Annotated in this window: 11 protein-coding genes; 7 read left to right on the top strand and 4 right to left on the bottom strand. The window is 62.8% G+C overall.

All coding sequences use genetic code 11. The features are described 5' to 3' along the window. Nucleotides 1-64 precede the first annotated feature (64 nt). The 6 genes from QD356_RS07700 (at nucleotide 65) to QD356_RS07675 (ending at nucleotide 6,072) form a co-directional block, all read left to right on the top strand. Nucleotides 65-1,108 carry a zinc ABC transporter substrate-binding protein gene (locus tag QD356_RS07700; protein ID WP_192837769.1) on the top strand — a complete coding sequence of 348 codons (1,044 nt, stop codon included), beginning with the start codon at nucleotides 65-67 and terminating at the stop codon, nucleotides 1,106-1,108. Nucleotides 1,109-1,188: 80 nt separating this feature from the next. Beyond that, nucleotides 1,189-1,617: a DUF4440 domain-containing protein gene (locus tag QD356_RS07695; RefSeq protein WP_192837770.1), complete on the top strand. Its 429-nt coding sequence runs from the start codon at nucleotides 1,189-1,191 to the stop codon at nucleotides 1,615-1,617. A gap of 170 nt (nucleotides 1,618-1,787) precedes the next feature. Continuing rightward, nucleotides 1,788-2,687 (top strand): GTP cyclohydrolase FolE2, encoded by a 900-nt coding sequence (gene folE2 / locus QD356_RS07690; protein ID WP_192837771.1) that lies wholly within the window; start codon nucleotides 1,788-1,790, stop codon nucleotides 2,685-2,687. Nucleotides 2,688-3,184: 497 nt separating this feature from the next. After that, complete coding sequence (locus QD356_RS07685; protein ID WP_192837772.1) at nucleotides 3,185-4,159, top strand: TRAP transporter substrate-binding protein; 975 nt, start codon at nucleotides 3,185-3,187, stop codon at nucleotides 4,157-4,159. A 3-nt stretch (nucleotides 4,160-4,162) separates the two neighbouring features. After that, nucleotides 4,163-4,792, top strand: coding sequence for a TRAP transporter small permease subunit (locus QD356_RS07680; protein WP_192837773.1), 630 nt, complete (start codon nucleotides 4,163-4,165; stop codon nucleotides 4,790-4,792). Next, complete coding sequence (locus QD356_RS07675; protein ID WP_192837774.1) at nucleotides 4,789-6,072, top strand: TRAP transporter large permease; 1,284 nt, start codon at nucleotides 4,789-4,791, stop codon at nucleotides 6,070-6,072. The genes QD356_RS07680 and QD356_RS07675 overlap by 4 nt, the downstream gene beginning before the upstream one ends. 174 nt (nucleotides 6,073-6,246) lie before the next feature. Here the strand turns inward: QD356_RS07675 and QD356_RS07670 are convergent, their stop codons facing one another. Both QD356_RS07670 and QD356_RS07665 read right to left on the bottom strand, forming a co-directional pair. Further along, nucleotides 6,247-7,215 (bottom strand): DMT family transporter, encoded by a 969-nt coding sequence (locus QD356_RS07670; RefSeq protein ID WP_192837775.1) that lies wholly within the window; start codon nucleotides 7,213-7,215, stop codon nucleotides 6,247-6,249. Between the two features lie 324 nt (nucleotides 7,216-7,539). Next, nucleotides 7,540-7,824: a hypothetical protein gene (locus QD356_RS07665; RefSeq protein ID WP_225996378.1), complete on the bottom strand. Its 285-nt coding sequence runs from the start codon at nucleotides 7,822-7,824 to the stop codon at nucleotides 7,540-7,542. A gap of 91 nt (nucleotides 7,825-7,915) precedes the next feature. On the opposite strand from QD356_RS07665, the gene QD356_RS07660 reads away from it, so the two are divergent. Beyond that, complete coding sequence (locus QD356_RS07660; protein ID WP_279877418.1) at nucleotides 7,916-8,311, top strand: LysR substrate-binding domain-containing protein; 396 nt, start codon at nucleotides 7,916-7,918, stop codon at nucleotides 8,309-8,311. 141 nt (nucleotides 8,312-8,452) lie between these two features. Here the strand turns inward: QD356_RS07660 and QD356_RS07655 are convergent, their stop codons facing one another. After that, on the bottom strand, nucleotides 8,453-10,033 hold the full coding sequence (locus QD356_RS07655; protein ID WP_192837776.1) for an aldehyde dehydrogenase (NADP(+)): 1,581 nt from the start codon (nucleotides 10,031-10,033) through the stop codon (nucleotides 8,453-8,455). Between the two features lie 42 nt (nucleotides 10,034-10,075). Next, nucleotides 10,076-11,140 (bottom strand): amidohydrolase family protein, encoded by a 1,065-nt coding sequence (locus QD356_RS07650; RefSeq protein ID WP_192837777.1) that lies wholly within the window; start codon nucleotides 11,138-11,140, stop codon nucleotides 10,076-10,078. Nucleotides 11,141-11,162: the final 22 nt, after the last annotated feature.

Below are 11,162 nucleotides of genomic sequence, written 5' to 3'. Positions count from 1 at the left end.
TTGAGAGTGGCCATTGCAGCCTTCGATGTTCCTTCCGTGATTTCGCTTCTATTGGAGAACCGCCATGCGCCATCGGTTACTGCCTTCCCTCTCTCTGCCCCTGATGCTGGCACCTGCCGTGGCAGTGGCCGAGGTGCCATCGGTCGCGGTGGACATCCCCCCGGTGCACTCACTGGTGGCACGTGTCATGGGGGAGCTGGGCAGCCCCGATCTGGTCATCCAGTCAGGCGCCTCACCGCATGGCTATTCCATGCGACCTTCCGAGGCCAGGGCACTGTCCGATGCGGATGTGGTGTTCTTCGTCAGTGATGAGCTGACGCCCTGGCTTGCCAAGGCGCGTGCGTCGCTGGCCGCGGATGCCGCTGCCGTCGAGCTGATGGAGGTGCCCGGCACCCTGCACCTGAGCTATCGCGAGGGGCCCACCTTCGAGGCACATCATCACGCTGATGAAGCGTCTTCCGCACATGGCGAAGAGCAAGGTGAAGAGCACGACGGGCATAGTGGCCACGAAGCCCATGACGAGCATCATGATGGCGATCACGAAGCCCATGCGGATGACGATGAGCATCACGACGAGCATGGTCACGACGGCGAGAATCCCCATGGCTGGCTGGACCCGGTGAATGCTCACACCTGGCTGGGCGCCATTGCGGAGTCACTGGCGGCACAGGACCCGGAGCACGCGGCGACCTATCGCAGCAATGCCCAGGCGGGGCAGCAGGAGCTCGAGGCACTGACCGAGTCACTGTCAGCGCGTCTGGCTCAGGTGCAGGGCACTCGCTACATCGTCTTCCATGATGCCTATCAGTACTTCGAGCATCGCTTCGATGTGCCGGCGTCTGGTGCCATCTCACTGGGCGATGCCTCCACCCCCAGCCCGGCCCGCGTCAAGGAGATCCAGGCGCGCGTGAAGCAGGACGACATCCAGTGCGTCTTCCGAGAGCCACAGTACAACCCGGCGTTGATCGAGAGCGTCTTCGAGGGGACCGGCGTCAAGACCTCCATCGTCTTCGAGCCGCTGGGTGTCGGGCTGCCGCTGGGCGAGACGCTGTATCCGCAGCTGATCGAGCGCCTGGGGCAGGGCATCCTGCGTTGCGCCGACGCCTGATCGCCCCGTGACACGACGACGGGGGCGCTGTCGGCCCCCGTCTTTCCTCAAGAGCCTCATCCTCAAGGGAGAGCCACCGCATGCCCCACCCGACATCCCCACCGCTGAGTGAGCGTGACGCAGAGTTCTGCATCAATGCCGCGACGCGCACGCTGGAGCGCTGGGCGATCGCCGTCACTCGCGGGGAGAAGGAGACGCTTCTCTCGCTGTATGCAGAGGACGCGATTCTGGTGCCGACGGTCGCCGATGATGTGCGTGAGAATCGCCAGCAACGCCAGGCCTACTTCGATGGCTTTCTCGCCAATGAAGCGCTGGCCTGCGAGTTGGGGGAGTACTCACCCCGAGTCAGTCGCAAGCTGGGTACCGTCGTGATTGGAGGGCACTACACCTTCGAATATCGCGCCGCTGACGAGACGGTCACGATTGCGGCCCGTTTTCTGTTCACCTTCGAGGAGATTCTCGGCGAGTGGAAGATCACCGGCCATCATTCCTCGCGGCTGGCGGGATGATCCTGCGCTGACGACGAGCCGTCCGCGCTCTATTCCTTCGGTCTCTGCTTTTGCAGCGCTCTGTTCTTTGCCTCTCGCTACACTCCCCACACTTCGGCTGAGCTCAGTGCCGCCTTCCTGCATCCTGAGGGAGGCGGTCACTGACGAGGGCCGCTTTGGATATCTGACGAATGACCGCAATACTCCCCGACGTTTCCCTGACTGAGCGCTCGCGCTCCCTGAGTCCCCTGGAATGGGTGGGCATGCAGGGGATCGATCTGCCTGTACTCATCGAGGAGGGCGATTATCGCCGTGAATTGCATGCCCGAGTGGATGCGCAGGTCGACCTGCCGATGCCGCACACCAAGGGCATTCACATGTCGCGCCTTTACCGCCTGCTGGATGGGCTGGCAGAGGGCAAGCCACTGACCCCGGGCAATCTGCAGGAGGTGCTCGCTGCGATGGTGGCAAGCCATCACGACTGCGCCTCGCGCAATGCCCGCGTCAGGTTGGCATTCGCGCTGCTGGTGAAGCGTCCGGCGCTAGTCACGCCTAAGCTCTCAGGCTGGAAGTCCTACCCCGTCACGCTGGAGGCCAGTCTGCACGAGGGCAGGTTCACGCTGCAGACCAGTGTCACGGTGGACTATTCCTCCACCTGTCCGTGCTCGGCGGCCCTGTCGCGCCAGCTGATCGAGCAGGCCTTCCTGGCGGCTCATCGCAATGCCACCACGCTGTCGCCTGAGCAGGTCGCCGAGTGGCTCACCCATAACGCCACCCTGGCCACGCCCCACAGCCAGCGTAGCGAGGCGCAGGTCCAGGTCGAGCTGAAGCCCACGGCGCAGGATCTGGGGTTGATCGCACTGATCGATGCCATCGAACAGGCCGTGGCCACGCCGGTCCAGACGGCCGTGAAACGCGCCGATGAGCAAGCCTTCGCGGCGCTCAATGGCCAGAACCTGATGTTCGTCGAAGACGCCGCACGCAGGTTGATTAATGGCCTGGCGATCTCAGACGGCGAGGCACATGTCCACGTGCGGCATATCGAAAGCCTTCATCCGCACGACGCTGTGGCTTGGGGTCGCCGTGACTGAGCGACGACGTGGCTGAGTGACGCCCAGCCGTGCTCTTGCCTGGCGCTCAATTCGCGTTCTCCAGCCCTATTCTGCCGTTATGCCCTTTTTCGAGACGTTGGCGTCTCTGGTCCGCATGCAAGCCCCGCCGAGGAAGTCGGCGGGGTTTTTGGTTTTGCAGGGCTGAAAAACTCCAGAAAACGCGGCTGACGACATCAGATGATTGATGTCGGCATGTGGTTTGCCATCCAGTCCAGATAAGGTTGTGGAAGGGGGATTGTTGCGTGTTTCGCTAGACAAAGGTCTATTTCTGCGGCGCTTTGATTGACCGATGCGGCGGTGGACGTCTAAGTTTTGCTTCATCTGGTATGGTTTGCAGTCCACTTGAGGGAGTGGAGTTTGAACGTGATGCACGTGAGTCAGTCTCGCCAACACAGACTCAGGTCCGGAGCGATCAAGCGGCAAGCCAGATCCGATACGTCCATACCCCACAACAGAACAATCAAAGGGATTCGACAATGAAGCGAGCCATGCTTGCCGCCATGCTGTTAGCCGCCGCCCTGGGTACCACCACTGCGCATGCCGAGAAGATCGTGTTTGCCATCGGCGGTAGCCCCAACAGTCTGCAAGGTCTGACTGCACAACATTTCGCCGATAGTTTGCAGGCACGACTCGGGGATGAGCATCAGGTCGAGTACTACCACAGCGGTCAGCTGGGCGATGAGCGCCAGCTGATCCAGAAGCTGCGCCTCGGCACGGTCGATCTGGCCGCGATTTCCTCGGTGATGTCATCCGTCTCGCCAAGCTTTGCGCTGTTTGACATGCCGTTCATGGTCAAGGATCGCGAGCATCTCAAGCGCATCGATGACGAGATCGTGATGACGGACCTGGCCGAGGATGCCAAGGCCAAGGGCCTCAAGCTGGTCTCCACCTGGGAGAACGGCTTCCGCCAGATCACCAACAATGAACATCCCGTGGTGGAGCCGAAAGACCTGGACGGGCTGAAGCTGCGCACCCCGCAGAGCGAATGGCGTACCGGCATGTTCACGGCGTGGGGTGCCAATCCGACACCGATGGCCTTCTCGGAAGTCTTCGTGGCACTCCAGACCGGGGTGGTCGATGGCCAGGAGAACCCGCTGTCCAACATCGATGGCGCCAAGTTCCAGGAGGTCCAGAAGTACCTGTCACTCTCCAATCATGTCTATTCGCCCATCTGGCTGACCAGCAGTCAGGCCGGCTGGAGCAAGATGCCCGAGGACGTGAAGGCCGCGATTGACGAAGTGTCCGCCGAGACCCAGAGCTGGGCCTTCGCCAAGGGTGCAGAGCTGGATGACAAGCTGCTGGCAAGCCTCAAGGCGGGTGGCATGGCCGTCAATGAGGTGGACCGGGATGCCTTCGTCACCGCGAGCGCGCCGGTCTATCAGGCGTTCTCCGACAAGGTCGACGGTGGCCAGGCACTGGTTGACCGAGCCATGGCACTGGCCAAGGAGTAAGTCATGAGCTCGCATTCCCATGCGGCCAAGGCAACCTTCCCCACCGAGAGTGGGGAAGGACTGACGGCCACGGCTGACGTGACGCTGCTGGACAGAGTCAATCGGGTGGTGGAACGCTGCCTGGAAGTATTCACCGTCGGGTTGCTGCTCTCGCTGACGGTGATCGTGCTGGCGGCGGTGGCCTTGCGCACCTTCGGTGGCTCCTTGCCCTGGTATGACGAGGTCGCCTCGATCAATCTGGCCTGGCTCAGCTTCTATGGCGCTGGTCTGGCGGCTCTGAAGCGTTCCCATATGGGCTTCCCTGGTCTGATCACCAAGGCGCCCATCGCACTGCGCAGTACGCTGTTCATTACCTCTGAGCTAATCGTGATCGGATTCTTTGCCGTGGTGGGCTGGTTCGGCTATCAGGTGCTGGACGTGCTGGCCTGGGACTCCCTCATCGCCTTGCCGACCATCGGTCTGGATGTCACCCAGTCGGTGATTCCGATCAGTGCGGCGCTCTTCATTCTGTGTGAACTGCTGAGTCTGCCTCATGCCTGGCGCAAGATGTGTGCAGGCGTCAACAGCGAAGAGGAAGAGATCGCGGAAGCCATCCGTCTCGCCGAGCAAGACCTCAAGGAGCACCGTTCATGACGCTACTGATCATTATCGCGGCGCTGTTCGCACTGGTGTTGATCAACGTGCCCATTGCGGTCGCCATCGGCACCGTCGGGGTCGTCGGAGTGGTGATCTTCATGGGCGTGGATGCGCTGGTGAACGTGCCGCTGACACTCTTCAATGGGGCCACCAAGTTCCCGCTGATCGCGATTCCGCTGTTCATTCTGGCCGGCGCGCTGATGAATACCTCGGGCATCTCCATGCGACTGATCAACCTCGTCACCGCGATGGTCGGGTTCGTGCGCGGTGGTCTGGCCATGGTCAATGTCGGGGTATCGCTGTTCTTCGCCGAGATTTCCGGCTCGGCTGTCGCGGACGTGGCAGCCACAGGGTCGGTGCTGATTCCCGAGATGAAGAAGCGCAAGTACACGCCAGAGTTCTCGGCGGCCATCACGTCATCCTCCGCGTCATTGGCAATCATCATTCCGCCGTCGCTGTCGATGATCCTGTATGGCGCCATCGCGGATACCTCCATCGTCAAACTGTTCGTGGCGGGAATCATTCCGGGCCTGTTGGGGGGATTCGGCCTGGCAGTGCTCTGCTACTACTACGCCCGCAAGTACGACATGCCGCGTGAGGCTGCCTTCTCGCTGTCGACACTCGGCAAGGCGTTCCGCGAGGCCTTCTGGGCCCTGACGCTGCCGGTCATCATTCTGGGCGGCATCTTCGGCGGCTTCGTCACCGCTACCGAAGGCGCGGGCATCGCCGTGCTGGCGGCACTGGTCATCGGGGGCCTGGTCTACCGTGAGCTGAACCTGCAGGTGCTGTATCGCGCGGTGATCGATGGCGTGATCCAGACCTCCGTCGTGATGCTGCTGGTCGCCACCTCCGCGGTGCTGGGGCTCTTCCTGACCGAGATGCAGCTGCCGCAACAGCTGGCCCAGGAGATCACCGCGATCACCACGGACCCGGTGGCAGTGCTGGCGTTGCTCAACATCCTGCTGCTCCTGCTCGGCATGTTCCTGCATGGTGCCGCTGCCATCATTCTGGTGGTACCGATCGTGATGCCGTTGATCCAGCAGATCGGCATCGACCCCATCCACTTCGGCCTGATCCTGACCCTCAATCTGGCCATCGGTCAGCAGACGCCGCCTGTTGCCTCGGTACTGGCCACCTCATGCTCCATCGCCAAGACGGACATGTGGGAAACCACCAAGGTCAATCTGCCGATGATCTTCGTGCTCTTCCTGGTGCTGATGCTGGTCACCTACGTGCCGGCGATTCCCATGAGTCTTGTCGAGCACTTCTATGGTTAAGCACTATGGCTGAGAGGGCAGTGGTGGAGACTGCCCGCCAGACATGCCAAGGCCGCCCTTTGAGGCGGCCTTGGCATGTCTGAAATAGGTGAGTGAAATAGGCGAGTGAAATAGGCGAGTGAAATGTGCGGGGAATGACCATCGGCCAACCCAGGCTTCATCAGGCGGGGTATTTCACTGATCTGATCCCGTAACAGGTACGCCTTTCGCAACCTCCCGAGGGCCGGGCACACGCTGCTCGGCGCGCAGCGTCCACATCACACCGCCGAGAATCAACAGCATGCCCAGCACTTCGTTGCTCTGCGGCCATTGCCAGGCAAGCAGGTATCCGTAGAGCAACGCACAGCAGGTCTCGAAGACGATCATCTGTCCGCCTACCGACACCGGCAGGCGCTGGGCCGAGGAATTCCACAGGGCGTTGGCGATCCAGGAGCCCCCGACCGACATGAACAGGGCTGCGGCAGCGAAGGCCAGCCAGCGTTCAGACGAGAGCTCCAGCGGCAATATCCGCGGCTGCAAGACGGCGACCAGCACAAGAATCATCACTGCCACGACCCCGGTCGCGATGCCTTGCAGGGTGGACCACTCTCGCGCGGAAAAACGACCGGCCTTGAGCTGCTGGGCATTGCGCAACGCGAACCATGCCCAGGACATCACGCCGAGCGAACCACACAGCACGCCGATCAGGTCTCGCCACTCTCCCGCGCCCTGCAGGAAACGAAGCAGAACAGCCACGTTCATGCAGACGATTCCCACCCCGATCAGCGTCAGGGACAGGCTCACGGACAGGCGGCTCGCCTGAATATGGCGTCTCCCGATCAACATCACCGCCACCGGCACCAGCCCGTTGATCAAGGCCGCGATGGCCACGCCGGCATATTGGACGGCCGCCGTCAGCAGGATGAAATACGCCACATTGCCTGTCAGTGCCAACTCCAGCAGCAAGCGGGTATCGCGTGTAGTGAGGCGAGCGGCCAGACGGCGAGCATGGGGCAACGCGATCGCCGCGGCAAACAGCCCATAGAGCCCGAAACGCGCGCAGCTGATGACTACTGGATGGATGTCGCCAAGCAGTGAGGGCAACACGATGACGCCTCCCCAGAGGGCGCCTGCCATGCCAGCATGGACTATTGCTTTCTTCATGATGAGTCGCCCTTGTCTTGATCAAGGGGCCACTCTAATGCGTTACTTCGTGATCAAGCAGCGACTTTGCCGCATCAAGCCATTCCATCAAGGAATGTGCGGCGAGAGAGCTGCCTGGAGCCATCCGCGCGAGCGCAATGACGAAGACAGACACAATTCCAAATACAGGGAGCCACCATGGCAGGACGTTTCCGCCATCTTCCCCCACTGGAGGGACTCGCGGCCTTCGAGTCCGTGAGTCGCTTGGGAAGCTTCACCCGCGCCGCCGATGAGCTGTGCCTGACCCAGAGCGCCATCAGCAAGCAGATTCGCGCGCTGGAAGCGTCACTTGGCACGCCGCTGTTCGTGCGCAAGGCGCGCGGTGTCACGCTCTCCAAGGTGGGAATGCTCTACCAGCAGCACATTCTCCCGGCGCTGCAAGGGCTCGAGATGGCCGGACAGCGCCTGCGCGCGCTCCAGCATCCTGACACCGTCAGCGTGCTGGCAACGCATGCCGTCTCCCAGTACTGGCTGTTCCCCTGCCTGTTGCGCTTCAGCGTCGAGCACCCCGAGATCACCGTGCACATCCACGCCAGCAACGAGATGGATGCCAGCATGGTGCCGGACCATGATCTCGCGATCCTCTATGGCGACGGCGAATGGCCAGCGTTGGGTGCCACGCCGCTGATTCACGAAGATATCTATCCGGTGGCGCCCGGATGTGATCAAGGAGCAGGGACTTTCGCTGGAAGAGCTGGCCCAGCGTCCGCTGATTCAGCTGGACTCCTCCTGGAACTGCATGGACTGGTCTCATTGGTTCGCCCATTTCGGTATTCGCTACCGCCCGCCCAAGTCCGACATCACCTTCAATCAGCTGACGCTGACCTACGCCGCCATTCAACGAGGTGCCGGCATCGGGCTGGCGTGGGACTTCATGGCGGCGGACGCCATCGCCAAGGGCGAGCTGGTACGTGTCACGGATCATCGCGCGATCACCGGCCTCGCGGAGCATCTCGTGTTTGATCTCGATCGACCGCTCTCGGCCTCCGCGCGACTGTTCCGGGATTGGCTGATCGCCAAGGCTGGGGAGGGCGGTGTGACAGGGCAGAAGGACTGAGCAGAAGGACTGAGCAGGAGAACTGAGCAGGAAGGCTGAGTACCGTGTCTCTACATGAGTCCTGAAAGTGAAAGAGCCACCCCGTGGGGTGGCTCTTCTGGCATGCGTGAACTGCACTACACCTTGTTCAATGGCGGGGTATCACCCCTCTCGCTTGCCATCCACCAGTCGACTGATGTCGGAGGGCGCGTCGTGCTTGAGCTCCGGTGGCAGCAGGGCATCCGGCAGGTCCTGATAGCAGACCGGACGCAGGAAGCGGTGAATCGCGGCGGTGCCCACCGAGGTGGTGCGGCTGTCGGAGGTGGCGGGCCAGGGGCCGCCGTGGACCATGGCGTCACAGACTTCGACCCCTGTCGGCCAGCCATTGACGAGGATGCGTCCGGCGCGGCGCTCCAGCGCCGGCAGCAGCTGACGTGCGGCATCGTGATCGGCGTCATCCAGGTGCAGAGTGGCGGTCAGCTGGCCTTCCAGCGCGCTGCAGACCTGCTTGAGCTGAGCGAGATCATCGCATTCGATGATCAACGAGCTGGAGCCGAAGACTTCCGCCTGCATGGCCTCATTGGCCAGGAAGTCACTCGCCTGGGTGCTGAACAGCTGGGTCTGGCAGGGGCTGGCGATGGGCGAGTCGCTTTCGCCACTGGCCAGGCAGGTGATACCGGGCTGTGAGGACAGGCTCGCCACGCCTTCGGCATAGGCCTTGTGGATGCCCGGCGTCAGCATGGTCTGCACCGGACTTGCCTTGATGGCGGGAATGGCAGCTTGCTTGAAGCGCTCCAGTGCTTCGCCCTTGATGGCCAGCACCAGTCCCGGGTTGGTGCAGAACTGACCGGCGCCCATGTTGAGTGAGCCGACGAATGCGCTGCCCAGCGCTTCGGCGCTGGCTTCCAGTGCGGCCGGCATCAGGATGACCGGGTTGATGCTGCTCATCTCGGCATAGACCGGAATCGGCTGCGGGCGCGCCTGAGCGAGGGCCAGCAGGGCGGTGCCCCCGCTGCGCGAGCCGGTAAAGCCGACCGCCTGGATCTCGGGATGCTTGACCAGCGCCTGGCCGACCTCATTGCCCGGGCCAAATAGCAGCGAGAAGACACCTTCCGGCATGTCGCAACGCTTGGCGGCGCGCGCCACGGCCTGGCCGACCAGTTCCGAGGTGCCCGGGTGAGCCGAATGCCCCTTGACCACCACCGGACAGCCTGCGGCCAGCGCGGAAGCGGTATCGCCACCGGCCACCGAGAAGGCCAGCGGGAAGTTGCTGGCCCCGAAGACGGCCACCGGACCCAGCGGGATCTGACGCTGGCGCAGGTCGGCACGCGGCAGGGGCGCACGTTCCGGCAGCGCAGGATCGACGCGCACATCCTGCCATTCACCGCGGCGCAGTACCTTGGCGAACAGCTTGAGCTGCCCGCAGGTGCGGCCGCGTTCACCGTTCAGGCGTGCCTCGGGCAGGCCGGTCTCCTGCATGGCGCGCTGGATCAGGGTATCGCCCAGTGCATCGATTTCCTCGGCGATGGTCTCGAGGAAGACGGCTCTGGCGTCGGGCGATGTGGCGCGATAGGCATCGAAGGCCTGGCTGGCCAGCTGGCAGGCCTCTTCCACCGTACTCGCGTTGGCACCCGGATAGGCAGGCTCCAGACGTTCACCCGTGGCCGGATTGATGGCGTGGATCGCCTCGCCCTGAGCGGCGAAGCTGCGTTGACCGATAAGCTGATGACCGTTGAGTGACATCGTGTCTTCTCCTTGATAAGTGAAGCCCTGAGGCAGGTTGAGTCAGGCCGTGGGTGTCGTGTGGGTTGCAGTAGAGGACTTAATAGAAGGTGTAGTAGCGGTGGAGCTGGGGACAGCGGCAGCATCCGTAGGCGTGGCAATCGCGGCAATCGGCAGCCGATACCAGTGAATGGCGTTGTCGTGCAGTACCTTGTCGAGGGTGTTCTGGCGCAGATCGGCGCTCGTCATTTGTTCAATGGCGCTGGTCACCAGCGCTAGCCAGTCACCATAGCTGACCTTGAGGCCGGAGACCGGGAAGTTGCTGGCGAACAGGCAGCGCTGGGCACCGAAGATATCCAGCACTTCACACAGCAGCTCGCGATTGGCACCGGCATCCCAGGCATGCCAGGGCGTGCCCAATTCCGACAGCTTGACGGCGACATTAGAATTGTCAGCAAGCGCCCGCATGCCTGCGCGCCATTGGGCAAGGCCCTGCGGCGTGCGATCCCACGGCAGCCCGCTGTGGTTGAGGATGACGCGCAAGCCGGGGAAGCCCTCAAGCGTCGCGGCCGCCTCTTCTAGATGCCAGGCGGGCACGCGCAGGTCCCAGCTCAGGTCACGCTCCTTGAGCAGCGCCAGTCCCTCGCACCAGCGCGGGTCCTGCAGACTGCCGCTGGTGCCCGCCACCGATTGGCGGGCCTGCGGCGTGGCAGCGGTGACTGGCTTGGCGCGAACGCCACGAAACAGCGGCGATTCACATTGAGCGTCCAGCTGTGCGGCGCACTCGTCAGTGCCGAAGGCGGCCCAGCCGACATGCGCGCTGGGTAGTGCATGAGTGGCCTGCTGTCGGGTGATCCAGCGCGTCTCTTCCAGTGCCTGCGAGCGTGCGGCCTCGGCTTCACAGTGCATACTGCCCACCAGCCGGAAGCCCTCAGGCACCAGGCGCTTCAAGTCCGCGGCCACAAAGGGTCGGCGGATCGCGGCGTAATCGCCGAGAAAGAAGTTCTCCACCGGTGACTCTTCCAACCAGGGGTACGCCACCTGGCCATCCAGTGCCCAGAAGTGATGGTGCGCATCGATCAGCGGCTGACTGTGTGAAGGCTCGTGCCTGAATGTGGTATCCGTCATGACTGGCTCATGTCCTGGTTGG

This window comes from Cobetia sp. 2AS (assembly GCF_029846355.1).
GTDB classification, from domain to species: Bacteria; Pseudomonadota; Gammaproteobacteria; order Pseudomonadales; family Halomonadaceae; genus Cobetia; species Cobetia amphilecti.
The sequence above is the reverse complement of the archived record's forward strand: the minus strand, read 5'-3'. Positions and strand labels throughout refer to the sequence as shown.

Coding starts and splice junctions, on each gene's coding strand:
- QD356_RS07700 (WP_192837769.1), top strand. CDS start 65: ATGCGCCATCGGTTACTGCCTTCCCTCTCTCTGCCCCTGATGCTGGCA.
- QD356_RS07695 (WP_192837770.1), top strand. CDS start 1,189: ATGCCCCACCCGACATCCCCACCGCTGAGTGAGCGTGACGCAGAGTTC.
- folE2 (WP_192837771.1), top strand. CDS start 1,788: ATGACCGCAATACTCCCCGACGTTTCCCTGACTGAGCGCTCGCGCTCC.
- QD356_RS07685 (WP_192837772.1), top strand. CDS start 3,185: ATGAAGCGAGCCATGCTTGCCGCCATGCTGTTAGCCGCCGCCCTGGGT.
- QD356_RS07680 (WP_192837773.1), top strand. CDS start 4,163: ATGAGCTCGCATTCCCATGCGGCCAAGGCAACCTTCCCCACCGAGAGT.
- QD356_RS07675 (WP_192837774.1), top strand. CDS start 4,789: ATGACGCTACTGATCATTATCGCGGCGCTGTTCGCACTGGTGTTGATC.
- QD356_RS07670 (WP_192837775.1), bottom strand. CDS start 7,215: ATGAAGAAAGCAATAGTCCATGCTGGCATGGCAGGCGCCCTCTGGGGA.
- QD356_RS07665 (WP_225996378.1), bottom strand. CDS start 7,824: ATGGTCCGGCACCATGCTGGCATCCATCTCGTTGCTGGCGTGGATGTG.
- QD356_RS07655 (WP_192837776.1), bottom strand. CDS start 10,033: ATGTCACTCAACGGTCATCAGCTTATCGGTCAACGCAGCTTCGCCGCT.
- QD356_RS07650 (WP_192837777.1), bottom strand. CDS start 11,140: ATGACGGATACCACATTCAGGCACGAGCCTTCACACAGTCAGCCGCTG.